The following is a 22,692-nucleotide window of genomic DNA, read 5'->3' on the forward strand; positions in this document are numbered from 1 at the left end:
CGAGGACCCCCGTGGACATTACCCAGCTGCTGGCATTCAGCGTCAAGAACAAAGCCTCCGACCTGCACTTGTCGGCCGGCCTGCCGCCGATGATCCGCGTCCACGGCGACGTGCGGCGCATCAACGTCGATGCGCTCGACCACAAGTCGGTGCACGCCATGGTGTACGACATCATGAGCGACACGCACCGCAAGCACTATGAAGAATTCCTGGAGGTCGACTTCTCGTTCGAGATCGACGGCCTCGCGCGCTTCCGCGTGAATGCCTTCAACCAGGCGCGCGGCGCGGCGGCGGTGTTCCGGACCATTCCCTCGAAGATCCTCACGCTGGAGCAGCTCAACGCGCCCAAGATTTTCGCGGAACTGGCGCTCAAGCCGCGCGGGCTGGTGCTGGTGACCGGGCCCACCGGCTCGGGCAAGTCGACCACCTTGGCCGCGATGGTCAACTACCTGAACGAAAACGAGTATGGCCACATCCTCACGGTGGAAGACCCGATCGAATTCGTGCACGAATCCAAGAAGTGCCTGATCAACCAGCGCGAGGTCGGGCCGATGACGCTGTCGTTCTCCAACGCGCTGCGCTCGGCGCTGCGCGAAGACCCGGACGCCATCCTGGTGGGCGAGCTGCGCGACCTGGAAACCATTCGCCTGGCCATGACCGCGGCCGAAACGGGCCACCTGGTGTTCGGCACGCTGCACACCTCGTCGGCCGCCAAGACCATCGACCGGATCATCGACGTGTTCCCGGGCGAGGAAAAGGAAATGATCCGCGCCATGCTGTCCGAATCCTTGCAGGCCGTGATCTCGCAGACGCTGTGCAAGACCAAGGACGGCCAGGGCCGCGTGGCGGCGCACGAGATCATGCTGGGCACGCCGGCCATCCGCAACCTGATCCGCGAGGCCAAGGTGGCGCAGATGTATTCGGCCATCCAGACCGGCCAGGGCGCGGGCATGCAGACGCTGGACCAGAACCTGACCGACCTCGTGCGCCGCAATGCCATTTCGGCCGCCGAGGCGCGCGGCAAGGCCAAGATCCCCGAAAATTTCCCTGGCTGATCCCAGCCCTTCGGAGCACCGACACATCATGGAACGCGATCAAGCCAGCCAGTTCATCAACGACCTGCTCAAGCTCATGGTGAGCCGCAACGGCAGCGACTTGTTCATCACCGCGGACTTTCCGCCCGCGATCAAGGTCGACGGCAAGGTCACCAAGGTGTCGCAGCAGGCGCTGGGGGCGCAGCACACGCTGGCGCTCACGCGCTCGGTCATGAACGACCGCCAGACGGCGGAGTTCGAGCGCACCAAGGAATGCAACTTCGCGATCTCGCCGACCGGCATCGGCCGCTTCCGCGTGAACGCCTTCGTGCAGCAGGGCAAGGTCGGCATGGTGCTGCGGACCATTCCGGCCAAGCTGCCGACCATCGACGGCCTGGGCATGCCGCAGATCCTGAAGGACGTGTCGATGACCAAGCGCGGCCTCACCATCCTGGTGGGCGCCACGGGCTCGGGCAAGTCGACCACGCTGGCGGCCATGATCGACTGGCGCAACGAAAATTCCTACGGCCACATCGTGACGGTGGAGGACCCGGTCGAATTCGTGCATCCGCACAAGAACTGCGTGGTCACGCAGCGCGAAGTGGGCATCGACACCGACAGCTGGGAAGCCGCGCTCAAGAACACGCTGCGCCAGGCGCCCGACGTGATCCTGATGGGCGAAATCCGCGACCGCGAGACCATGGAGCACGCCGTGGCCTTTGCCGAGACCGGCCACCTGTGCATGGCCACGCTGCACGCCAACAGCGCCAACCAGGCGCTGGACCGGATCATCAACTTCTTCCCCGAAGAGCGTCGCGCGCAACTGTTGATGGACCTGTCGCTGAACCTGCGCTCGCTGATCTCCCAGCGCCTGGTGCCCACCGAGGACGGCCAGGGCCGCGTGGCGGCGGTGGAAGTGCTGCTGAACACGCCGCTCATTTCCGACCTGATCTTCAAGGGCGAGGTGGGCGAGATCAAGGAGATCATGCGCAAAAGCCGCAACCTCGGCATGCAGACCTTCGACCAGGCGCTGTTCGACCTGTTCGAAAGCCACTCGATCACCTTCGAGGACGCCATCCGCAACGCCGATTCGGCCAACGACCTGCGGCTGCAGATCAAGCTCAACAGCCAGCGCGCGCGCAGCACCGACCTCTCGGCCGGCACCGAGCACTTCGCGATCGTTTAGACGCAGGTGACGGGGGCTTCGCGTTGGCTTTAAGCTCTCGCCCATGAGCAGCATCAATCCCCGAACCTACGAATCCACTCCCTCCCAGACGGTGGCCTTCCTGGGCCTTGGCGTCATGGGCGGCCCGATGGCCGGGCACCTGGCCAAGGCCGGCCACAAGGTCACGGTCTACAACCGCACGCCGGCCAAGGCCGAGGCCTGGGTCGCCGAATTCGGTGCGCCCGGCCGCCACGCCGCTACCCCGCGCGAAGCGGCCGCGGGCGCCGACATCGTCTTCAGCTGCGTGGGCAACGACGACGACCTGCGCGCCGTGGTGCTGGGCCCGAACGGCGCCTTTGCCGGCATGAAGAAAGGCAGCGTGCTGGTCGACCACACCACCGCCTCGGCCGACGTGGCGCGCGAGCTCGCGAACGCGGCGGCGGCAGCCGGCCTGCAGTTCATCGACGCGCCGGTGTCCGGCGGCCAGGCCGGCGCGCAGAACGGCGCGCTCACCGTGATGTGCGGCGGCGACAAGGCGAGCTTCGAGCGCGTCAAGCCGGTGATGGAGGCCTTCGCGCGCGCCGTCACGCTGCTGGGCGCGAGCGGCGCCGGCCAGCTCGCCAAGATGGTGAACCAGATCGCCATCGCGGGCCTGGTGCAGGGCCTGTCCGAAGCCATTGCCTTCGGCCAGCGCGCGGGCTTGGACATGAAGCTGGTGCTCGAGGTGATCGGCAAGGGCGCCGCCCAGAGCTGGCAGATGGACAACCGCGGCAAGACCATGATCGACGGCAAGTTCGACTACGGCTTTGCGGTCGACTGGATGCGCAAGGACCTGGGCCTGGTGCTCGACGAGGCCAAGCGCAACGGCGCGCGCGTGCCCGTGACGGCGCTGGTCGACCAGTTCTACGCCGACGTGCAGCAGGCCGGCGGGCGGCGCTGGGACACGTCGAGCCTGATCATCCGGCTCAAGTAAAAACAAAAAACAAAGCCCGCGCGAAGCGGGCTTTGTTTTTTGCGGGGTCAGCGCACCGGCGTGGCCGTGGCGCCGCCGGGCTGGGCCGGCGGCAGCGGCTCCATCGGCGGCAGCGGCACGCGCGACGACGACGAAGAAGACCCGGGCGCCGACGACGGCGCGGGTGCCGGTGCAGGCGATCCGGTGCCGCCGCGCTGCGCCTGCTGCGCCTGGCTGGCCAGCTCGGCTTCGCTCACCACCTCGACCACGCGCACCACCTTCTGCACGCCCGAGATGCCGCGTGCGATTTCGGTCGCGCGGTCGGTCTCGCGGCGCGTCGCAATGCCCATCAGGTAGACCACGCCGCGCTCGGTCACCACCTTGAACGAGTTGGCGAAGATGTCCTTGGCATCGAGCAGCGAGGCCTTGACCTTGCCGCTGATGAACAGGTCGTTCGAGCGGTCCTGGAAGGTGCTGGGCGGGCCGACGGTGAGCTCGTTGACCACCGAGCGCACGTTGTCCACGCGCTGCACCAGGTCCTCGACGCGGCGGCGGTCGGCGTCGCTGCCCACGGCGCCGGTCAGCAGCACCTGGCGGTTGAAGCTGGTGACGCTCACGTACATGTTGTCGTTGGCGATCTCGCGCACGCGGGCCGCTGCGCGCAGCTCGATGCCCTGGTCGTCGAGCTGCGCGCCGGAGCTGCGGCGGTCGGTGGCCACCATGCCCACGCCCACCGCCGCGGCCCCTCCGACCACGAGCGGCACGCAGGCCGAAAGCCCGGCAACCAGGACGGTTCCCGAGGCAAGTGCAATGGCGAAGCGCTGGAACGGTGTCGTTGTCGTCATGTGGAAGCTTCCTGTTCTCCGAGTAGCTGGGCATCCACGCCGTCGCACAGGCAATGCAGCGCGAGCAGGTGGATTTCGTGGATACGCGCCGCACGTTCGTGCGACACGCCGATCTGGACGTCCGTTTCGCGCAGCGCGCGGCCGATGGCGCCACCGGTTCCGCTGCTGCCCGCGCCGGGCGAGGCCGGCTGGCCCGCGCTGGCGTTGCCCAGCAGCGCCACCACCGTCATGTCGCGCTCGTGCGCAGCCAGCACCGCGGCCAGCACGGCCGCCGACTGGCCGCTCGCGCTCAGCGCCAGCAGCACGTCGCCGGCCTGGCCGAGCGCGCGCACCTGGCGGGCAAAACGGTCGGCGTCGGTGGCAGCGGCGCTGTCGGCCGACGGGTCGGTGGGATCGCCGGGCAGCGCGATGGCGCCGAGCTCGGGGCGCTCGCGCTCGAAGCGGCCGACGAACTGCGCCGCGAACTGCGCCGCCAGCAGGCCCGAGACGCCCGCGCCGCAGGCCAGCACCTTGCCGCCGCTGGTCACGCAGGCCAGGATCGCCTGCATGGCCTGCGAAATGGGTTTGCTGAGGATGGGGCCGGCCTGGTACTTGAGGTCGGCGCTGTCGATGAAGTGTTGCTGAATCCGTTGCTCGAGCATGGGGCGCGATGATACCGGGGGGCGTTGAAACAAGACGTTTGCGATGGATGGGAGGATGAATGTGTGGGTGGAGCCCGCGGCGCGCTTTCAGTTCCCGCCCGCGTCGAACGCGCCCTGCAGCCAGGTGATGCGCTCCTCGACCAGCACCACGTCGAAACGGCAGGGCGGCAGCGTGCGCAGCCCGTTCAGGTAGTGCCGCGCCGCAAACACGATGCGCCGCTGCTTGAGCCCCGTGATGCTGCCGCCGGCGCCGCCGTGGGTGCCGCTGCTGCGCTGGCGCACCTCCACGAACACCAGCGTGGCGTCGCGCGGATCGCGCATGATCAGGTCGATCTCGCCGCCGCCGCGCCCGGGCGTTCGATAATTGCGCGCTACCAGCGCCAGGCCGGCGCATTGGAGGTGGTCGAGCGCGGCGTCTTCCGCCGCATCGCCGCGATGCTTGGTCGTGATGGTCTTCATGCTGGCTCCCTGCCCGCTTCTTTTTTGTTCCTACGGAGAAACTTCTTGGCTTCACTAGCACCCGCTTCCTTCGGCGCCGCCCTTTCGGCCGCGCGCGATGCCTCGGGTGCACAGCATTATCCGCAGGGCACGCTCTACGTGGTGGCCACGCCCATCGGCAACCTGGCCGACATCACGCTGCGCGCGCTGCACGTGCTGCAGCTGGTCGATGCGGTCGCCTGCGAGGACACGCGCCACACGCAGAGCCTGCTGCGCGCCTACGGCATCGACCGGCCGAATGCCCAGCTCCTGGCCGTGCACCAGCACAACGAGGCCGAGGCCGCGCAGGCCGTGGTCGCGCGGCTCGCGCAGGGCGAGCGCATCGCTTACGTGAGCGATGCCGGCACGCCCGGCGTGAGCGACCCGGGCGCGCGGCTGGTCGCAGCCGTGCGCGGTGCCGGCCAGCGCGTGCTGCCGCTGCCGGGCGCGAGCAGCGTCACCACGCTGGTCGGCGCCGCCGGCCTCGTGGCGGCGGGCGGCGAAAGCAGCGCCTTCGTGTTCGCGGGCTTCCTGCCGACCAAGGCCGGCGAGCGCGACGCGGCCGTGCAGGCGCTCGCACAGGAGCGGCGCGCCGTGGTACTGCTGGAAGCGCCGCACCGCATCGAAGCCGTGGCCCGCGCGCTGGCGACGCTGGGCGAGCGCCGCATCACCGTCGGCCGCGAGCTCACCAAGCAGTTCGAGGAGATCGCGACCGTCGCCGCCGCCGAGCTGCCGGGCTGGTTCGCAGCCGGCCGCGACCGCACGCGCGGCGAATTCGCGCTGGTGCTGCACCCCGTGGCCGCGGCCGCCGACGACGGCGCCGAAGGCGAACGCGTGCTGCGCCTGCTGCTGGCCGAGCTGCCCGTGAAGACTGCTGTGCGGCTTGCGGCCGAGATCAGCGGGGCGCCGCGCAATGCGCTGTATGAAGCGGCGCTGCGCATTCGCAACGACGACGGCAACGAAGACGACGAGAGCGGCGCGTAGCCGCCAGCCTCAAAGCCCGCCCGGCAGCAGCGCGGCCAGTGCCTCGCGCATCCAGCGCGCGATCAGCTGCTGGCGCTCGCGCGGCATGCGGTCCAGGGTCGACGCCACGCTGATCGCGGCCACAGGCTCGCCTTCGCTGTTGCGCACCGCCATGCCCACGGCCAGCACGCCATCGGTGGCATGGTTGCCGATGACCGACCAGCCGCGCTCACGCGTGGCGCGCACCAGCAGCGCCATGCGCTCGGGCGTCATGCCGCCGTAGCGGCCCAGCACACGCGCATTGGCGGCGACGGCGGCATGGACCTCGTCGTCGGGCAGCGCCGACAGCAGCGCCAGGCCCGCCGCGCCCACACCCAGCGGCTGGCGCGTGCCCACCTGGATCACGAGGATCTGCACCGGATGCGTGCCCACATGGCGCGCGATGCAATGCGACGCCGGGCCTTCGCGCACGATCGCGAAAGCCGCATCGCCGCAGGCCGCACTCACGCGCTCCAGCACCGGACGCAGGCGCACCGCCATGTTGGGCATGCCGGCCGGTTGCGCCATGGCCGCGAGCCGCGGCCCCGCCACATAGCGAAAGCGCCCGCGCTGCGCGGCATAGCCGCTCTCCACCAGCGTGGCCAGCAGGCGGTGCACCGTGGCGCGCTCCAGCCCCGCTGCGCGGCACAGGTCGACCACGCGCAGGCCTTCGCGGCCGCTGGCCAGCACCGCGTCCAGCAACTGCAGGCCGCGCCGCAGCGTGCGGCTGCCGGGGTCGTCGCCGGGCTCTGCGCTGGAGATGCGCGCGGCCGCGGCGCGGGCCGAAACGTCCGCCTGGCGGACGTTCTTATTCACGGTTCGGGAAGGCATGCGAAAGAATTTCTCGGTCGACGGAGCCATCGCGCAGTGTGCCGCAGCACGGCAGGACGCAGCCCGCGACAGGCATTGCATACCCAACTGGAGACAAGAAGTGAGCTCGTATTCCGCACCCCGCCGGCATTGGCTGGCATTCGCCGCCGCCCTCGCCTGCAGCGCCGCGCTGCCCCTGCAGGCGCAGCCCGCCACCCCCTGGCCGTCCAAGCCCGTGAAGCTCGTGGTCGGCTATGCCGCCGGCGGCGCCACCGACGTGATCGCGCGCCTCGTCGCCATCAAGCTGGGCGAGCAGCTCGGCCAGCCCCTGCTGGTGGACAACCGAACGGGCGCCAACAGCAACGTGGGCGCCGAGTACGTGGCCCGCGCGCCCGCCGACGGCTACACGCTCTACGTCTACACCATCGCGAACACCATCAATGCCTCACTCTACGGCAAGCTCGGCTACGACCCGGTCAAGGACTTCGAGCCCGTCGGCCTGATCGCCAAGATTCCCAACATCCTCGTGGTGAACCCGTCGTTGCCCGTGAAGAACGTGGCCGACTACGTGCGCTTTGCCAAGGAGTCGAAAGAGGGCATCACCTTCGCGTCGTCCGGCAGCGGCTCGTCCATCCACCTGTCGGGCGAGATGTTCAAGATGCAGGCCGGGCTCAACATGCTGCACGTGCCCTACCGCGGCAGCGCGCCCGCCATCACCGACCTGCTGGGCGGCCAGGTGCAGTCGATGTTCGACAACACGCCGTCGGCCCTGCCGCACGTGCAGGGCGGGCGCCTGCGCGCCATTGCCATCACCAGCGCCCGGCGTTCGCCGCTGCTGCCCGACGTGCCCACGCTGGCCGAGTCGGGCTATCCGGGCTTCGACGTGCAGTCGTGGTTCGGCTTGGCGGCCCCCGCGGGCACACCGCGCGCCGTGATCGACCGCCTGAATACTGCGCTCGGCAAGGTGCTGGCCGCGCCCGATGTGCGCCAGCGCCTGCAGGAGCTGGCCGCCACCCCCGAACCCGGCACGCCCGAGCAGATGCGCAGCTTTGCCGCGGCCGAGATCAAGCGCTGGCGCGACGTCGTGAAGGCATCCGGCGCCAAGGCCGACTGACAGCGACCACCAGAGCCTGCAAGGAGCACACCCACCCATGTTTCCGATCGACTTCTTCTGGCGCGCCGCGGTGCGCTGGCCCGACAACATTGCCATCGACGCCCCCGAGGGCGCCATCCGCTACCAGGAACTTGCTGCCCAGGTGGCGGCGCTGGCGGCCGCGCTGGTCGCGCTCGACCCCGCGCCGCAAAGCCGCGTCGCCATCTGCGCGAAGAACAGCGCGGAGCACATTGCCGCGCTGCTCGCGGTGCTGGCCTGCGGCAAGGTTTGGGTGCCGCTGAATCCGCAGAGCACGCGGCCCGAGATCCGCCGCATCGTCGATGCCACCGAACCTTCGATCCTCGTGCTCGACGCGGCCTGCGCCGCGCTGCTCGACGGTGCGCCCGGCGCGCGCATCCACACCGGCACGGCGCCGCAGCACGAAGCCACCATCGCGGCGCTGGTGACCCGGCATGCAGGCGCGCCGCGCCCTTCCTTCGCGCTGCCGCTGGACGCCACGCAGGCGATCAAATTCACCGGCGGCACCACCGGCGCGCCCAAGGGCGTGATGCAGCCCTACCGCGCATGGCTCGCTAACATCGCCAACCAGATCCACGCCTGGGGCTTCGACGAGCACGAGCGCTATGTGGTGGCGGCGCCAATCACGCACGGCACCTCGACCTACGTGCTGCCCATCCTGGCGCAGGGCGGCTGCCACGTGGTGCTGCCCGCGGCCGGCGCCGAGGCCGTGCGCACGGCCTTCCGCGAACGCGGCGGCACGACATGCTTCATGCGCCCACGCTGGTGTACATGCTGATGGCGCTGCCGGGCGTGTCGCGCGCCGACTTTCCGCACCTGCGCCGGCTGATCTACGGCGGCGCGCCGATGCCTTCGGAAAAGATCCGCGAGGTGCGGGAATTCTTCGGCCCGGTGCTGGGCACCACCTACGGCCAGACCGAGGCGCCCCAGATCCTCACGGTGATGCGCCCCGAAGACTTCGAGGACGAGCGCAACTGGGCCGCCGTGGGCCGCACCGCGTGGTTCAGCGATGTGGCCATCATGGCGCCGGACGGCCGGCTGCTGCCCGCGGGCGAGGTCGGCGAAGTGGTGGCGCGCGGCGACCTGCTGATGGCCGGCTACTGGCGCCTGCCCGACAAGACCGCCGAGACGCTGGTGGACGGCTGGCTGCACACCGGCGACCGCGGCCTCGTCGACGAGCGCGGCTACCTCTACCTGAAGGACCGGCTGAAGGACATGGTCATCACGGGCGGCTTCAACGTGTACCCGGTGGACGTGGAGAACGCGCTGGGCCAGCACCCCGCCGTGCACGAATGCGCCGTGTTCGGCATTCCCGACGACAAGTGGGGCGAGGCGGTGCAGGCCGCCGTGCAGCTGCGCCCCGGCCGCCACGCCACCGAAGCCGAGCTGATTGCCTTCGTGCGCGAACGCCTGGGCCCGGTGCAGACGCCCAAGCACATCCATTTCCACGAGGCCCTGCCGCGCTCGCCCGTGGGCAAGGTGCTCAAGAGCGCCGTGCGCGAACTCGCCATGGCGGCCGCCGCCACATCCTGAACGAAAGAAACCACGCGATGACTTCCTCCTCCGCCACTCCCGTCACCCGCCTGTGCACCCACACGCTCACGAGCCTGCACTACCGCGACGCCGACCTGGTCGAAGACCTGCTCGGCAAGAAGACCTTCACCGAGGTGATGCTGATGCAGATCCTCAACCGCACGCCGCGCGGCGTGGACCTGCGCATCACCGATGCGGTGCTGGTGGTGCTGATGGAGCACGGCCTCACGCCCAGCGCCATCGCCACGCGCCTGATCTACATGAGCGCGCCCGAGAACCTGCAGGGTGCCGTCTCGGCCGGGCTGCTGGCCGTGGGCAGCTCGTTCGTCGGGACCATGGAGAACTGCGCCGGCCTGCTCGACCGCATCGGCGCCGCCGCCGACCCGGATGCCGAGGCGATGGCCATCGCGCGCCACTACAAAGGCCTCAAGAGCCCGGTGCCCGGCTTCGGCCACCACCTGCACAAGCCGGTGGACCCGCGCGCCTACAAGCTGCTCGACATGGCGCGCGCCGAGCCCGAGCTGGCCGGCCACAAGGTGCGGGCGCTGGAGCGCCTGTCCGCCGCGGTGGACGCCGTGGCCGGACGCCCCATCACCATCAACGCGACCGGCGCGGTGGCCGCGCTGCTGGGCGAGATCGGCGTGCCCACCGGCGTGATGCGCGGCTTTGCCGTGATCTCGCGCGCCGCCGGGCTGGTGGCGCACATCGTGGAGGAGCAGCAGAGTCCGTCGGGCCGCTTCATCTGGGACACCGTCGAGCACGCGATTCCGTTCCTCGGCGCGAGCGGGAAGGATGACGCATGAGCTTCACTCCTCCTGCGCTGCCACTGGACCTGTCGGGTCGGGTCGTCTTCGTGCTGGGCGCGGGCTCGGCGGGACCGGGCTGGAGCATCGGTCGGGCGTCGAGCGTCACCTACGCCCGGCTCGGCGCGCACGTGTGCGTGGCGGACCGCGACGCCGCCTCCGCCGAGGAAACCACTGCGCTGATCCGAGCCGAAGGCGGCACGGCCGAGACCTTCGTCGGCGATGCGGCGGACGAAGCCGACGTGGTTCGGCTCTTTGGCGAAGCACGCGAGCGCTTCGGCACGGTCGACGTGCTGCACCACAACGTGGGCATCGGCAAGACCGGCGGACCCATGGAAACCAGCGCCGAGGACTTCGACCGCATCCACGCAGTGAACGTGCGCAGCCTGCTCCTGGCCACCCGGCAGGTGCTGCCCGGCATGGTCGAGCGCGGGCGCGGCGCCATCGTCGCCATCTCGTCGATCGCGGGCATGCGCTACCTGGGCTATCCGCACCTGGCCTACGGCGTGACCAAGGCCGCGGTCACGCAGTTCACGCGCATGGTGGCGCAGCAATATGCAGCCCAGGGCGTGCGTGCCAACACCGTCGTGCCAGGGCTGATCGACACGCCGCGCATCGCCACCACGGTGGCGAAGATGTTCTCGGACACCAGCCTGGAAGAGGCCAAGGCAGCCCGCGCGCGGCAGGTGCCCGTGGGCCGCATGGGCACGGCCTGGGACGTGGCCCATGCCTGCGCGTTCCTGGCGTCGGATGCGGCCGCCTATGTGACCGGCACCGAGTTGCTGGTGGATGGCGGCATCACCGGCAAGTTCGTGTAGCCCCATGGCATGCCTGCCGATGCGCAGGCCTCAGCCATCCAGCTCCGCATACCGCCTGAAGATCCCGTCCTCGTTGAACGCGATACGGCGCGGGCTTTGCAGGTAGTCGTGCACGCGCTGGCGGCGCCGGATGTTGTCGTGCAGCTTCTCGACCGCGGGCGTGGCGGCCAGCGCCCGGGCCGCGGCTTTCGGGAAGGCGTAGCGCAGGCCGTCCACCAGCTGGAACAGCGACAGGTCGGCATAGGTCAGCACATCGCCCACAAGGTGCGACGGCCCCGCGGGGTTGCGCTGCAGCACGCGCTCGAACCAGTTCAGGTACTTGGGTATCCGCTCTTCGCGGAAGGCCCGCGCGCGCTGCACGGCCGCATCGCGCTGGTCTTCGTAGTAGGCGCCGGTGGAGATCGGGTGGTGCGTGTCGTGCGCCTCGGCCACCACGTCGGCAATGGTGAGTTGCAGCTGGTGCGTCCAGAGGCCGTCGGATTCGCCGACGCCCGAAAGCCCGAGCCGCGGCCCGAGGTACAGCAGGATGGCCGCGGTCTGTCCCACGACGATGTCGCCGTCGATCAGGAACGGCGGCGCGAAGGAGGGGCGGACGATGTCGGGATCGTCGAGCCGGTCGCCCAGTGCGGACCCGCCGCCGCCCTTCGACTCGGGCAGCCGCGCCACGTCGACATAGTCCGCGCCGGCCGCCTCGAGCGCGAGCCGCACGAATTCCCCGCGGCCCTGGATGGTGGGCCAGTAGTGGAGTTGATAGGTGGTCATGGGGCCATGGTGTCAGGCTCCGCATGCCCCTGCAACCGCCGCGCTCTTGGGCCCTCAGAGCCCCTCGGCAAGCTCCACCGCGCGGCGCCTGGCCTCGGCCCTGGCGCCGGCATCGACCTCCGGGCCCATCAGCGTTTTCTCCACCACCACGGAGCGCACCTCGCGCACGCCGATGAAGCGCAGCCAGGTCTCGATGTAGGGCAGCTGGAAGTCGAGCGCGTGCGCGGAGCCGTCCTTGCCCAGGGGGTAGTCCAGGCCCCTTGCGCACACCACTGTCGCGCGCCGCGTCTGCAGCATGCCCGACAGGCCCGAGGCGTCGAAGCGGAACAGCACGTCCTTGTGCGACACCACGTCGATCAGGTGCTTCAGCTTGTAGGGAATGCCGAAGTTCCACAACGGCATCGCCAGCACGATGTGGTCCACAACGTGGAACGGCGCGGCGATGCGGCGGACCTCGTCCCAGGCCGTTTGCTGGGCGCCGGTCAACGGCACGCCGTTGATGCCGGCGTACTTGGCATCGAGCATGTCCTGCGACAGCTCGGGCAGCTGCATGGTCCAGGGGTTCAGCGTGGTGACATGGCAGTCCGGGTGGATGCGCGTCACTTCATTGATGAAGGCGCCGGCCACTTCGATGCTGGCGGAGCGCGTCTTCCTGGGCGAGGTCTCGATGTAGAGCAGTTCTTTCATGGCGTGCAGGGGTGAGTGGTTCGGAACGCCGAGGCTAGGCAGCACGGACCCTGCACACAAGCAACATAATTTGCATCCATTCAGAACGAATTTCACTGAAACCCATGCTCGACTCCCAACAGCTGCGCGCCTTCGTCTCGGTGGCCGACCACGGCAGCGTGACCCGCGCGGCCGACGCCATGCACCTGACGCAATCGGCCGTGAGTGCGCAGATCCGGCGGCTCGAAGAGCAGCTGGGCTGCCGCGTCTTCGATCGCACCACCCGCTCGCTGCAGCTCACGGCCCAGGGCAGCGTGCTGCTGAGCTATGCGAGGAGCATCCTCAAGCTGCAGCAGCAGGCGGTCTCGCGGCTTGCGGCGCCGCGCCATGCGCCGGCCACGCTGCGCCTCGGATGCTCGGAGGGCTTTCCCAGCGAATGGCTGTTCGGCGCGCTCGCGGGCTTTCGCGAGCGCAGGCCCGACGTGCATGTGGAAATCAGCTGCGGCATCAGCACGATGCTGGCCAAACAGGTGCGGCAGCACTCGCTCGACCTGATGGTCGGCACGGTCTGCGACGCCGGCAGCGACACCGAAACGCTCTGGATGGAGCCGCTGGTCTGGGCCTTTTCGGCAAAGGCGCTGCTCGACCCCGAGGCGCCCGTGCCGCTCGCGTTCCTGTCGGAGCCCTGCCCGTTCCGCGAAGCCGCGCTCGCCTCGCTGGCCGGGCATGGCACGACCCACTGGCAGATCGTCCTTACTGCGCAGAGTTCTGGCGCATTGGTGGCGGCTGCAGCCGCCGGTTTGGCCATCACCGTGCTGACGCCTTCGGGCATGCCGTCTGGCCTGCGCTCCATTCCGCCGGGAAGCTTTTTGCCGGTGCTGCCGGCGGCGCGGTTTGTGATTCAGCACTGGAAAAGTGGCACTCCTTCCGAAGCTCTGTCAGCGCTGGCCGACGACGTTCGCGAGGCTTGTTTTCGGTGGCGCGGGGCGCATGCCGGTGCGTTCGAGTCGCGGGTGCGCACGGCGTGAGTCGAATCAAATTGCGGTCAAGCTACCGATCGTCGCCGTGTTGGGCTTGAAGCGACAACGCATCTTTCACGCGTGGCGCGTGGGCGAGCAATCAACCGACCAAACTGCGGTCTGCCCGAGCACAATCGCACCGCCACACACGGCCGCAGAGTTCTGGCAGCACCCCAGGGGCGAGAACTCGCCAGGTATCTCTTCCGAGAATATTGGCGCCGCTCTCCCCTTTCACTCGCGCAGCGTGAACACCACCGACAAGTAGGACACCGGCTGCACTTGGATCGTCTCAATCCCGTGCAGTGCGGTCGCATCGAACAGCAGCGAGTCCCCCGCCCCTACCGCCACCGACTTGCCGCCGTAGCGGTAGCTGACCTCCCCGGACAGGAAGTACAGGAACTTGAGGCCTGGATGCTGGAAGGTCACATAGGGATCGGCGCCGGGCAGCAATGTGACCAGGTAGGGCTCGACGAACAGGTTGCCCGACAGCAGGTGGCCCAGCAGCTCGTAGCGGTAGTCCGCCACGGCGCCGATGCGATCGACCAAGACACCATGTCCTGCACGCACATGGCAAAAGTCAGTGCGCCGTGCCTGATCACTGAAGAAGCGTGAGGTCGGCACATGCAGGCCCTGCGCGAGGCGCTCCAGGGTCTCCACCGAAGGCGAGACCAGCCCGCGCTCGATCCGAGAAAGCATCGAGGCAGAAATCCCCGAGGTCTTGGCCAGTTCGCCGCCAGACACATCGGCCGCCATGCGCAGCGCCCTCACCTGCGCGCCGATACGCGCCGCGGACAGACTGCGCACGACGGGCGTTGGCTGCCGTGACCGGGCACGTGTTACCGAAGCTGGCAGCCGCAAAGGCCGGGCGGTAGGTAACGGGGATGCAATTGCTCGATTGGGCATGTAGAGACTTGCCTTGAAGCGGAGTTCGCAAGTTCATATTCTACGAAAAACGTAGAGACTCGAAAAGGCGAACTTACGACTATCGTAGAGTGCCTCTCACGCCATCTCCTCGCTCAGTCTTCGGTGCACGCTTGAGGCTTGCGAGATTGGCGGCAGGTTTGCCACAAGACAAGCTTGGCGTTAAGGCGGGACTGGATGAAGGTACTGCCAGCGCACGCATTTCGCGCTACGAGAGCGGAATCCACGAGCCAAGCATTTCTTTTGCGCATCGGCTGGCAGACGAGCTTGGCGTCCCAGCCCCCTACTTTTACGCAGCGGATGACGAGCTCGCCAAGCTCATCCTGTGGTTCGGTCAGCTAAACACCCAACAGAGGAAGTCGCTGCTCGAATTCGCAAGTCATATCAAATCGTCTTCGTAGATGAGGATTGCGGCGCCCGATAACATCGGCTGAATAGCGATAGGGCGGATACGCCATGACGCAAGGGGTCGGGTGTTGAATGCGGCCAAGCTCTGAATCTAGGGGGTGCGGATGAAAACTTGGACTGGTTTTATGTCGCAGTTTCGAGACTGGGTCGGTACTTGATGGGGGTGCGAGAGCCAAGGGATATCTTGATCCGCTTCTCGTTGTACCAACGGATGTTTCAGCCGTCCGACAGATCCTTCACATGCGGAGTTGTCGGGCGAGCACGCCTTGCGGGACCTTAAGCGGATGAGCTTCGCTTCTCCGATACACGGCGGCCAACCCGGCAAGAGAAAGTAGGCGCCGCGATCTGAGTGACGATGGCCGGGTGTCGCGGTCGGCTGCCGTCTCGATGGCTGCATCCAGGATCGTATCAACCAACGAGCATCTGGATGCGCTCCGATAGACCAGCTGAAGACCGGGCCTTCGAAGCAGTCGATGATCGGCGACAGGTACGCCTTGCCGGACGGGATCTGCAACTCGGCGATGTCGGTCAGCCACTTTTCGTTCGAAACCGCCGCCTGCGATTGATGAGATCCTCAGGTGCCGGACTGATCTCTCCCAGATAGGAGCCGTATCGGCGCGGCGCGGCGCGGCTTGGCTTGGCTTGGCTTGGCTTGGAGGACGATCAGGCTCTCTTGCTTGTGGACAAGAATTCCCCAGACGAGAAAACAAAAAAGCCGGACACCTTTTGAAAGTGTCCGGCTTGCTTTGCTATCTGGTCCCGCCGCCAGGAATCGAACCTGGATCTCAGCCTTCGGAGGGCCGAATTCTATCCGTTGAAATACAGCGAGGAATCTGGGCTCCGGCAGAACCGGAGCCTCGCATTATCGCCCATCAGGCGGCGATTTCTTCTTCACCTGCTTCGTTTCCGATGCCCGCCGGGGAGTTCCGCACAAAGCCCAGGCCGGCCAGGTAGACGCGGAAGGTGCGGCGGCCGGTGGGCACCAGGTCGAAGGCGGTGGGGTCGAGCAGCCAGTTCTGGATGAGCCCGCTGATCAGCGCGTGCAGGCCCTGGGCGGCGGCGGGGCCGGGCACGGGCAGCTTGATGCGGTCCCGCCGCGCGGCCAGGCGCAGGGCTTTTTCGAAATCGCCCACGCAGGCGTTGCGGGCGTCCAGGTGGCGCTGCTGCACCGAGGCCATGTCGTGGGTGTATTCGACCTTGTGGGTGGCCACGTCGAACACGCGGCGCACCTGGGGGTCGGTGGTCATGAGGGTGAGGGCGTGCACCATGCCCTCTTCTATCTCGGCCAACGGGTCGTCGTCGGGGCCCGCGGCTGCGGCGGCAGCGCGGGGGCCGGCCTCCAGCGGGAGGATGACGCGTTCCATCATGGCGTTGAAGAGGGCGGCCTTGTCCTTGAAGTGCCAATAGATGGCGCCGCGCGTGGCCCCGGCCTGCTGCGCAATCTGCTGCAGCGAGGTCTGCGAGACGCCTTGCGCCTGAAACAGCAGCTCCGCGGCATCGAGCAAGCGATTCCGCGTGGCCAGTGCCTCTTCCTTCGTACGACGTGCCACCAAGTCTCCCAATTTGTAAAGCCAAGCCCTTTCCCAGGCGTAGGGCCATTCGACACTGTCACTATACATCCATGAATGTATGTAAACTAGCGGGCTTCCCCGATGGCCCGGCTGTTTATGCTGGCTTTCTGTTCGCTTCGCGAACGCGCCATCTCCCGTCTTTGCTTCAAAGGATTCGCATGCCTCTCCTGCATGTTTCGCGTCAATCGTCGTTCTCGCCGCGCCTCGCGATCGTGGCCGCTGCTGTGGTGTTGGCGCTCGCGGCCTGTTCCAAGGGCGATGCGCCGGCCGGCCCGGGTGGCGGTGCCGGCGGCGGCGGTGCCCGCCCTGCCCCTGAGGTGGGCGTGGTGGTTGCCGCGCCCACCGACGTGGGCCTGGTGACCGAACTGCCGGGCCGGCTCGAAGCCTCGCGCGTGGCGCAGGTTCGCGCCCGCGCCTCGGGCATCCTGCTGAAGCGCGAGTTCCGCGAAGGCAGCGACGTGAAGGCCGGCCAGCTGCTGTTCCGCATCGACCCGGCACCGCTGGTGGCCGCCGCGCAAAACGCGCAGGCCACGCTGGCCCGTGCCGAAGCCAACGCGGTGCAGGCCAAGGCACTGGCCGACCGCTACAAGCCGCTGGTCGAGGCCAACGCGGTGAGCAAGCAGGAATACGCGACGGCCGTGGCTTCGCAAAAGACGGCCGAGGCCGACGTGGCCGCGGGCCGCGCCGCAGTGCAGACGGCCAAGATCAACCTGGGCTATGCCGACGTGACTTCGCCCATTGCCGGCCGCATCGGCCGCGCGCTGGTGACCGAAGGCGCGCTGGTGGGCCAGGGCGACGCGACCGAACTGGCCGTGGTGCAGCAGATTAACCCGATGTACGTGAACTTCACGCAGTCGGCGTCCGACGTGCTGAAGCTGCGCCGCGCACTGGCCGCCGGCCAGTACAAGCGCGCGAGCGGCGAAGAAGCCGCCAGCGTGAACGTGGTGCTGGAAGACGGCACCGACTACGCCCTGCCCGGCAAGCTGCTGTTCTCCGACCTGACGGTGGATTCGACCACCGGCCAGGTCACGCTGCGCGCCGAGGTGCCCAACCCGAAGGGCGAGCTGCTGCCCGGCCTGTACGTGCGCGTGCGGCTGGAGCAGGCGCAGGCCACCAACGCGATCACGATTCCCCAGCAGGCGGTCACGCGCACGCAGCAGGGCGACACGGTGTCGGTGGTGAGCGCCGACGGCAAGATCAGCCAGCGCACGGTGAAGATCAGCGCCGCCAAGGACAACCAGTGGGTGGTGCTCGATGGCCTGAAGGCGGGCGAGCAGGTGATGGTCGACGGCTTCCAGAAGCTGCAGATGATGCCGCCCGGCACGCCGGTGAAGGCGGTGCCATGGAAGAAGCCGGACCCGAGTGCGGCTCCGGCGCCCGCGGCACCCGCTCCTGGTGCCGCCCCCGCGGCCGCACCGGCCGAGAAGAAGTAATCAGGAGCGCGCCCGCATGGCCAAATTCTTTATCGACCGACCGATCTTCGCCTGGGTGATCGCGCTGTTCATCCTGGTGGGCGGCAGTGTCGCCATTACCCAGCTGCCGATCTCGCAGTACCCGCCGGTGGCTCCGCCGGCCATCGTGATCAACGTTGCCTACCCGGGCGCCTCGGCCCAGACGCTGGAGGACAGCGTGCTGTCCGTGATCGAGCGCGAGATGAACGGCTCGCCAGGCCTGATCTACATGGAATCGGTGGCCCAGGCCGACGGCACGGGCACCATCACCATCAGCTTCGAGGCGGGCACCAACCCCGACCTCGCGCAGGTGGACGTGCAGAACCGGCTCTCCCGCGCCACGCCGCGCCTGCCGGCCGCGGTCACGCAGCAGGGTGTGCGCGTGGACAAGTCGCGCAACAACTTCCTGATGTTCGTGATGCTGTCCTCGGACAACCCGAACTTCGACCCGGTGGCGCTCGGCGACTATGCCGCGCGCAACGTGGTGCCCGAACTGCAGCGCGTGGTCGGCGTGGGCCAGGCCCAGCTGTTCGGCTCCGAGAACGCGATGCGCATCTGGATCGATCCGAACAAGCTGCAGGGCTACAACCTGTCGGCCACGGACGTGAACAACGCGATCCGCGCGCAGAACGCGCAGGTGTCCTCGGGCACCATCGGCGACCTGCCCAACATCCCCGGCCAGGCCATTGCGGCCACGGTGGTGGTGAACGGCCAGCTGGCCAACGTCGACCAGTTCAAGGACATCGTGCTGCGCGCCAACACCGACGGCTCGACCGTGCGGCTGAAGGACGTGGCGCGGGTGGAGCTGGGCGGCCAGTCGTATGCCACCTCGGCGCGCCTGAACGGCGTGCCCGCGGTGGGCATTGGCGTGCAGCCCACGCCCAACGGCAACGCGCTGCAGTCGGCCAAGGCGATCCGCGCCAAGATGGCGGAGCTGGAGCGCTTCTTCCCGCAGGGCGTGAAGTGGAACATTCCGTACGACAGCTCGCGCTTCGTGCAGATTTCCATCACCGAAGTGGTCAAGACGCTGCTGGAAGCCATTGCGCTGGTGTTCATCGTGATGTTCCTGTTCCTGCAGAACTGGCGCTACACGATCATCCCGACCATCGTGGTGCCAATTGCATTGCTGGGCACCTTTGCCATGCTGCTGGCCATGGGCTTCTCGATCAACGTGCTGACCATGTTCGGCATGGTGCTGGTGATCGGCATCGTGGTGGACGACGCCATCGTGGTGGTGGAGAACGTCGAGCGCATCATGAGCGAGGAGGGGCTGTCGCCGCTCGAAGCCACGCGCAAGGCCATGAAGCAGATCTCGGGCGCCATCATCGGCGTGACGGTGGTGCTGATCTCGGTGTTTGTGCCGCTGGCGTTCTTTGCGGGCTCCACGGGCAACATCTACCGCCAGTTCTCGGCGGTGATGGTGACCTCGATCGCCTTCTCGGCCTTCATGGCGCTGTCGCTCACGCCGGCCTTGTGCGCCACGCTGCTCAAGCCGGTGGAAGCGGGCCACCACCACGAGAAGACCGGCTTCTTCGGCTGGTTCAACCGCGGCTTCACGCGCACGGCCAAGGGCTATGAAAGCGTGGTCGCGCGCATTTTGCGGCGCGCCGCGCGCTACCTGGTCATCTACGTGGCGATCATCGGCGCGGTGGTGTTCACCTACCTGCGGCTGCCGAGCTCGTTCCTGCCGGCGGAAGACCAGGGCAACATCATCGTGAACGTGCAGCTGCCCCCGGGTGCCACGCAGGAGCGTGCGCTGTCGGTCATGCAGCAGGTCGAGGGCTTCATCCTGAAGCAGCCCGAAGTGCAGAGCATCGTGGGCGTGATGGGCTTCAGCTTCTCGGGCCAGGGGCAGAACGCGGGCCTTGCCTTCGTGACGCTGAAGGACTGGGAGGAACGCAAGGACCCGGCCCATTCGGCCAGCGCGCTGGCGGGCCGTGCCTTTGGTGCGCTCTCGGGCATTCGCGATGCGTTCATCTACCCGCTGAGCCCGCCGCCCATTCCTGAACTGGGCAATGCGAGCGGCTTCAGCTTCCGGCTGCAGGACCGCTCGGGCGCGGGCCACGAGGCGCTGATCAATGCGCGCAACCAGCTGCTGGGCATGGCCGGGCAGAGCAAGATCCTGTCGCAGGTGCGCCCCGACGGCCTGGAAGACGCGCCGCAGCTGCAGATCGACATCGACCGCGACAAGGCGAATGCCCTGGGCGTGACCTTCGATGCGATCAACGCCACGCTGTCGACGGGCCTGGGTTCGAGCTACATCAACGACTTTCCGAACCGCGGCCGCCTGCAGCGCGTGGTGGTGCAGGCCGATGCGCCGGCGCGCATGCAGCCTGACGACCTGCTGCGCCTGAACGCCAGCAACACCAAGGGCCAGCCGGTGCCGCTGTCGGCGTTTGCGACCACCAAGTGGGTCAAGGGCGCGACGCAGACGGTGCGCTACAACGGCTACCCGGCGATCCGCATCAGCGGCGACGCCGCGCAGGGCTACAGCACGGGCGCCGCGATGGCCGAGATGGAAAAGCTCGCCGGGCAGCTGCCGCAGGGCTTTGGCTTTGAATGGACGGGCCAGTCGCGCGAAGAAAAGCTCGCGGGCTCGCAGGCGATCGTGCTGTACGGCTTTGCGATTCTGGCGGTGTTCCTGTGCCTGGCCGCGCTGTACGAGAGCTGGTCGATTCCGCTGTCGGTGATCCTGGTGGTGCCGCTGGGCGTGCTGGGGGTGCTGCTGGCGACCATGCTGCGCGCCTACTCGAACGACGTGTACTTCCAGGTGGGGCTGATCACCATCATCGGCCTGTCGGCGAAGAACGCGATCCTGATCATCGAGTTTGCGAAGGACCTGCAGGCGCAGGGCAAGGGCATCGTCGAATCGGCATTGGCCGCGGCCCACCTGCGGTTCCGCCCGATCATCATGACCTCGCTGGCCTTCGGCCTGGGCGTGGTGCCGCTGGTGCTTGCCTCGGGGGCCGGCTCGGCCAGCCAGCGCGCCATTGGCACGGGCGTGCTCGGCGGCATGGTGACGGGTACGGCGCTGGCCGTGATCTTCGTGCCGGTGTTCTTCGTGGTGGTGCGCAGCCTGTTCAAGGGCAGTGCGCGCCAGCATGAAGCCGACAAGCGGCACGCGGAAGCAGCCGGCATCACGGAAGAAAAAGCACATGACTAAGAAACTGATTCCCACAGCCTTGGCCGCGGCAATGCTGCTGGCCGGCTGCTCGCTGATTCCGACCTACGAACGCCCGGCGGCGCCGGTGCCCACCACCTTCCCGGGCGACCCGGCGCAGCCGGCCGGCCAGGCTGCGGCCGCGGTGCCCTGGGAAGAGTTCTTCACCGATTCGCGGCTGAACGGGCTGATCCGCACCGCGCTGGAAAACAACCGCGACCTGCGCGTGTCGGTGCTCAACATCGAGCAGGCGCGCGCGCAGTTCCAGATCGAGCGCGCGGCGCTGTTCCCGGCGCTGGGCCTCACGGGCAGCGGCTCGCGCTCGAGCCCCAACCCCTACCAGGCGTTCGACAGCAGCGCGGGCAGCGTGTCGTCGCAGTACAGCGTGAACCTGGGCGTGACCGCCTGGGAGATCGACTTCTTCGGCCGCATCCGCGCGCTGAAGGACCAGGCGCTGGCGCAGTACCTGGCCACCGAGGAATCGCGCAAGGCCGCGCAGGTGAGCCTGATCGCGGCGGTGGCCACCGGCTGGCTCACGCTGATTGCCGACGACGAGCTGCTCGAGCTCACGCGCCAGACCTTGGTGACGCGCGAAGAGTCGGTGCGGCTGACCAAGATGCGCTTCGACAACGGCGTGTCGTCCGAGCTCGACTTCCAGGCCGCGAACTCGCTGGCCGAGACCGCGCGCGCCTCGTACGCGCAGCAGCAGCGCACGCGCATGCAGGACGAGAACGCGCTCGCCCTGCTGCTGGGCGCGCCGGTTCCGGCCGATGCCACCGCGGGCGGCATCAAGGGGCTGGACAGCGTCAAGCCGATGCCCGACGTGCCGGCGGGCCTGCCCTCCGACCTGCTGGCCGAGCGGCCCGACATCCGCGCCGCCGAGCAGCAGCTGATTGCGGCCAACGCCAACATCGGCGCGGCGCGCGCCAACTTCTTCCCGCGCGTGTCGCTGACCACCACGCTGGGCACCGCGAGCAGCGAGTTCTCGGGCCTGTTCGACCGCGGCTCCAGGGCCTGGTCGTTCGCGCCCTCGGTCACGCTGCCGATCTTCGATGCGGGCCGCAACCGGGCCACGCTCGATTCGGCCAAGGCCGGGCGCGAGATTGCCGTGGCGCAGTACGAGAAGTCGATCCAGACCGCGTTCCGCGAAGTGGCCGACGCGCTGGCCGGGCGCGCCACGCTGGGCGAGCAGGTGCGTGCGCAGCGCGCGCAGGCCGATGCCGAGGCGGTGCGCTTCAGGCTCTCGGACATGCGCTACCGCAACGGCATTGCCAGCGCGCTGGACCTGCTCGATGCGCAGCGCTCGCTGTACACGGCGCAGCAGTCGGCGGTCACCACGCGCCTCTTGCAGCTGCAGAACCAGGTCACGCTCTACAAGACATTGGGCGGCGGCTGGGCCACGCCCGGCAGCAAGGGCTGAGGCTTTCGCGCGACGGACGGTGAGCGGCCTTGCGTCCTTTGGGCGGAGGGCCTCTCTATAATCGCCGGTTGATTCGAAAAAGCCCCCCGACGAGCCCCCGTT

22 protein-coding genes, 1 tRNA gene and 2 pseudogenes are annotated in these 22,692 nt (G+C 68.2%); 14 read left to right on the forward strand and 11 right to left on the reverse strand.

Annotated features, from left to right (window positions below; translation table 11 throughout):
• Positions 1-11 precede the first annotated feature (11 nt).
• Genes ACAM58_RS23925 through ACAM58_RS23935 form a run of 3 tightly spaced genes read left to right on the forward strand, consistent with a single transcriptional unit; the run spans position 12 to position 3,172 of the window.
• On the forward strand, positions 12-1,055 hold the full coding sequence (locus tag ACAM58_RS23925; RefSeq protein ID WP_015867574.1) for a type IV pilus twitching motility protein PilT: 1,044 nt from the start codon (positions 12-14) through the stop codon (positions 1,053-1,055).
• Positions 1,056-1,083: 28 nt separating this feature from the next.
• Positions 1,084-2,220 (forward strand): PilT/PilU family type 4a pilus ATPase, encoded by a 1,137-nt coding sequence (locus ACAM58_RS23930; protein ID WP_015867575.1) that lies wholly within the window; start codon positions 1,084-1,086, stop codon positions 2,218-2,220.
• 43 nt (positions 2,221-2,263) lie between these two features.
• Entirely contained in the window at positions 2,264-3,172 is a 909-nt protein-coding gene (locus tag ACAM58_RS23935) for an NAD(P)-dependent oxidoreductase (RefSeq protein ID WP_015867576.1), read from the forward strand.
• Positions 3,173-3,219: 47 nt separating this feature from the next.
• On the opposite strand, the gene ACAM58_RS23940 is transcribed toward ACAM58_RS23935, so the two are convergent.
• The 3 genes from ACAM58_RS23940 to ACAM58_RS23950 all read right to left on the reverse strand — a co-directional run bounded on the left by ACAM58_RS23940 (position 3,220) and on the right by ACAM58_RS23950 (position 5,096).
• Positions 3,220-3,996 (reverse strand): BON domain-containing protein, encoded by a 777-nt coding sequence (locus ACAM58_RS23940; protein WP_015867577.1) that lies wholly within the window; start codon positions 3,994-3,996, stop codon positions 3,220-3,222.
• Complete coding sequence (locus ACAM58_RS23945) at positions 3,993-4,637, reverse strand: SIS domain-containing protein (protein WP_018906593.1); 645 nt, start codon at positions 4,635-4,637, stop codon at positions 3,993-3,995. Before ACAM58_RS23945 ends, ACAM58_RS23940 begins: the two co-directional genes overlap by 4 nt.
• 87 nt (positions 4,638-4,724) lie before the next feature.
• Positions 4,725-5,096 (reverse strand): YraN family protein, encoded by a 372-nt coding sequence (locus ACAM58_RS23950; protein ID WP_015867579.1) that lies wholly within the window; start codon positions 5,094-5,096, stop codon positions 4,725-4,727.
• A 45-nt stretch (positions 5,097-5,141) separates the two neighbouring features.
• Here ACAM58_RS23950 and rsmI point away from each other — a divergent pair, with 45 nt between their 5' ends.
• Positions 5,142-6,098 carry a 16S rRNA (cytidine(1402)-2'-O)-methyltransferase gene (gene rsmI / locus ACAM58_RS23955; RefSeq protein WP_018906592.1) on the forward strand — a complete coding sequence of 319 codons (957 nt, stop codon included), beginning with the start codon at positions 5,142-5,144 and terminating at the stop codon, positions 6,096-6,098.
• A gap of 9 nt (positions 6,099-6,107) precedes the next feature.
• Here rsmI and ACAM58_RS23960 read toward each other — a convergent pair whose 3' ends face one another.
• Positions 6,108-6,947, reverse strand: a complete 840-nt coding sequence (locus tag ACAM58_RS23960; protein ID WP_026284233.1) for an IclR family transcriptional regulator — start codon at positions 6,945-6,947, stop codon at positions 6,108-6,110.
• Between the two features lie 100 nt (positions 6,948-7,047).
• Between ACAM58_RS23960 and ACAM58_RS23965 the strand changes: the two genes are divergently transcribed.
• The 5 genes and pseudogenes from ACAM58_RS23965 (at position 7,048) to ACAM58_RS23985 (ending at position 11,212) form a co-directional block, all read left to right on the forward strand.
• Positions 7,048-8,040 carry a tripartite tricarboxylate transporter substrate binding protein gene (locus ACAM58_RS23965; RefSeq protein ID WP_278876595.1) on the forward strand — a complete coding sequence of 331 codons (993 nt, stop codon included), beginning with the start codon at positions 7,048-7,050 and terminating at the stop codon, positions 8,038-8,040.
• Positions 8,041-8,077: 37 nt separating this feature from the next.
• Positions 8,078-9,102: pseudogene (locus ACAM58_RS23970) on the forward strand (class I adenylate-forming enzyme family protein); the annotation flags it as partial.
• 171 nt (positions 9,103-9,273) lie between these two features.
• On the forward strand, positions 9,274-9,591 hold the full coding sequence (locus tag ACAM58_RS23975) for a hypothetical protein (RefSeq protein ID WP_369664511.1): 318 nt from the start codon (positions 9,274-9,276) through the stop codon (positions 9,589-9,591).
• Positions 9,592-9,608: 17 nt separating this feature from the next.
• On the forward strand, positions 9,609-10,394 hold the full coding sequence (locus tag ACAM58_RS23980) for a citryl-CoA lyase (protein ID WP_369663691.1): 786 nt from the start codon (positions 9,609-9,611) through the stop codon (positions 10,392-10,394).
• Positions 10,391-11,212: an SDR family NAD(P)-dependent oxidoreductase gene (locus tag ACAM58_RS23985; RefSeq protein WP_015867585.1), complete on the forward strand. Its 822-nt coding sequence runs from the start codon at positions 10,391-10,393 to the stop codon at positions 11,210-11,212. Before ACAM58_RS23980 ends, ACAM58_RS23985 begins: the two co-directional genes overlap by 4 nt.
• A 30-nt stretch (positions 11,213-11,242) precedes the next feature.
• Here the strand turns inward: ACAM58_RS23985 and ACAM58_RS23990 are convergent, their stop codons facing one another.
• Positions 11,243-11,974: a glutathione S-transferase gene (locus ACAM58_RS23990; protein ID WP_369663692.1), complete on the reverse strand. Its 732-nt coding sequence runs from the start codon at positions 11,972-11,974 to the stop codon at positions 11,243-11,245.
• Between the two features lie 54 nt (positions 11,975-12,028).
• Complete coding sequence (locus tag ACAM58_RS23995; protein WP_278876590.1) at positions 12,029-12,661, reverse strand: FMN-dependent NADH-azoreductase; 633 nt, start codon at positions 12,659-12,661, stop codon at positions 12,029-12,031.
• A 104-nt stretch (positions 12,662-12,765) separates the two neighbouring features.
• Between ACAM58_RS23995 and ACAM58_RS24000 the strand changes: the two genes are divergently transcribed.
• Positions 12,766-13,668 carry a LysR family transcriptional regulator gene (locus tag ACAM58_RS24000; RefSeq protein WP_015867588.1) on the forward strand — a complete coding sequence of 301 codons (903 nt, stop codon included), beginning with the start codon at positions 12,766-12,768 and terminating at the stop codon, positions 13,666-13,668.
• A 222-nt stretch (positions 13,669-13,890) separates the two neighbouring features.
• Here the strand turns inward: ACAM58_RS24000 and ACAM58_RS24005 are convergent, their stop codons facing one another.
• Positions 13,891-14,463: a helix-turn-helix domain-containing protein gene (locus tag ACAM58_RS24005; RefSeq protein ID WP_062364282.1), complete on the reverse strand. Its 573-nt coding sequence runs from the start codon at positions 14,461-14,463 to the stop codon at positions 13,891-13,893.
• Between the two features lie 188 nt (positions 14,464-14,651).
• On the opposite strand from ACAM58_RS24005, the gene ACAM58_RS24010 reads away from it, so the two are divergent.
• Positions 14,652-14,981: a helix-turn-helix domain-containing protein gene (locus ACAM58_RS24010; RefSeq protein WP_307595564.1), complete on the forward strand. Its 330-nt coding sequence runs from the start codon at positions 14,652-14,654 to the stop codon at positions 14,979-14,981.
• Positions 14,982-15,111: 130 nt separating this feature from the next.
• Here ACAM58_RS24010 and ACAM58_RS24015 read toward each other — a convergent pair whose 3' ends face one another.
• From ACAM58_RS24015 to ACAM58_RS24030, 4 genes and pseudogenes are all read right to left on the reverse strand, one after another.
• Positions 15,112-15,201 (reverse strand): IS3 family transposase, encoded by a 90-nt coding sequence (locus tag ACAM58_RS24015; protein WP_369664512.1) that lies wholly within the window; start codon positions 15,199-15,201, stop codon positions 15,112-15,114.
• A 175-nt stretch (positions 15,202-15,376) separates the two neighbouring features.
• Positions 15,377-15,502, reverse strand: a pseudogene (locus ACAM58_RS24020) (hypothetical protein); the annotation flags it as partial.
• A gap of 240 nt (positions 15,503-15,742) precedes the next feature.
• Positions 15,743-15,817, reverse strand: a tRNA-Arg gene (locus tag ACAM58_RS24025).
• 43 nt (positions 15,818-15,860) lie between these two features.
• Positions 15,861-16,541, reverse strand: a complete 681-nt coding sequence (locus ACAM58_RS24030; protein WP_015867590.1) for a TetR family transcriptional regulator — start codon at positions 16,539-16,541, stop codon at positions 15,861-15,863.
• Positions 16,542-16,717: 176 nt separating this feature from the next.
• Between ACAM58_RS24030 and ACAM58_RS24035 the strand changes: the two genes are divergently transcribed.
• From ACAM58_RS24035 to ACAM58_RS24045, 3 genes are read left to right on the forward strand one after another with little or no spacing between them, the layout of a single operon-like run.
• A complete protein-coding gene (locus ACAM58_RS24035) occupies positions 16,718-17,992 on the forward strand; it encodes an efflux RND transporter periplasmic adaptor subunit (protein WP_015867591.1) in 1,275 nt (424 codons plus the stop codon).
• 16 nt (positions 17,993-18,008) lie between these two features.
• Positions 18,009-21,173 (forward strand): efflux RND transporter permease subunit, encoded by a 3,165-nt coding sequence (locus ACAM58_RS24040; RefSeq protein ID WP_015867592.1) that lies wholly within the window; start codon positions 18,009-18,011, stop codon positions 21,171-21,173.
• On the forward strand, positions 21,166-22,590 hold the full coding sequence (locus ACAM58_RS24045) for an efflux transporter outer membrane subunit (RefSeq protein ID WP_015867593.1): 1,425 nt from the start codon (positions 21,166-21,168) through the stop codon (positions 22,588-22,590). Before ACAM58_RS24040 ends, ACAM58_RS24045 begins: the two co-directional genes overlap by 8 nt.
• The last annotated feature ends 102 nt before the right edge of the window (positions 22,591-22,692 follow it).

This window comes from Variovorax sp. V116 (genome assembly GCF_041154435.1).
Lineage (GTDB): Bacteria > Pseudomonadota > Gammaproteobacteria > Burkholderiales > Burkholderiaceae_C > Variovorax > Variovorax paradoxus.

What these genes read in the sequence shown, in the direction of transcription:
- ACAM58_RS23930 (WP_015867575.1), top strand. Translation starts at nt 1,084, where the DNA reads ATGGAACGCGATCAAGCCAGCCAGTTCATCAACGACCTGCTCAAGCTC.
- ACAM58_RS23935 (WP_015867576.1), top strand. Translation starts at nt 2,264, where the DNA reads ATGAGCAGCATCAATCCCCGAACCTACGAATCCACTCCCTCCCAGACG.
- ACAM58_RS23940 (WP_015867577.1), bottom strand. Translation starts at nt 3,996, where the DNA reads ATGACGACAACGACACCGTTCCAGCGCTTCGCCATTGCACTTGCCTCG.
- ACAM58_RS23945 (WP_018906593.1), bottom strand. Translation starts at nt 4,637, where the DNA reads ATGCTCGAGCAACGGATTCAGCAACACTTCATCGACAGCGCCGACCTC.
- ACAM58_RS23950 (WP_015867579.1), bottom strand. Translation starts at nt 5,096, where the DNA reads ATGAAGACCATCACGACCAAGCATCGCGGCGATGCGGCGGAAGACGCC.
- ACAM58_RS23960 (WP_026284233.1), bottom strand. Translation starts at nt 6,947, where the DNA reads ATGCCTTCCCGAACCGTGAATAAGAACGTCCGCCAGGCGGACGTTTCG.
- ACAM58_RS23975 (WP_369664511.1), top strand. Translation starts at nt 9,274, where the DNA reads ATGGTCATCACGGGCGGCTTCAACGTGTACCCGGTGGACGTGGAGAAC.
- ACAM58_RS23980 (WP_369663691.1), top strand. Translation starts at nt 9,609, where the DNA reads ATGACTTCCTCCTCCGCCACTCCCGTCACCCGCCTGTGCACCCACACG.
- ACAM58_RS23985 (WP_015867585.1), top strand. Translation starts at nt 10,391, where the DNA reads ATGAGCTTCACTCCTCCTGCGCTGCCACTGGACCTGTCGGGTCGGGTC.
- ACAM58_RS23990 (WP_369663692.1), bottom strand. Translation starts at nt 11,974, where the DNA reads ATGACCACCTATCAACTCCACTACTGGCCCACCATCCAGGGCCGCGGG.
- ACAM58_RS23995 (WP_278876590.1), bottom strand. Translation starts at nt 12,661, where the DNA reads ATGAAAGAACTGCTCTACATCGAGACCTCGCCCAGGAAGACGCGCTCC.
- ACAM58_RS24000 (WP_015867588.1), top strand. Translation starts at nt 12,766, where the DNA reads ATGCTCGACTCCCAACAGCTGCGCGCCTTCGTCTCGGTGGCCGACCAC.
- ACAM58_RS24035 (WP_015867591.1), top strand. Translation starts at nt 16,718, where the DNA reads ATGCCTCTCCTGCATGTTTCGCGTCAATCGTCGTTCTCGCCGCGCCTC.
- ACAM58_RS24040 (WP_015867592.1), top strand. Translation starts at nt 18,009, where the DNA reads ATGGCCAAATTCTTTATCGACCGACCGATCTTCGCCTGGGTGATCGCG.
- ACAM58_RS24045 (WP_015867593.1), top strand. Translation starts at nt 21,166, where the DNA reads ATGACTAAGAAACTGATTCCCACAGCCTTGGCCGCGGCAATGCTGCTG.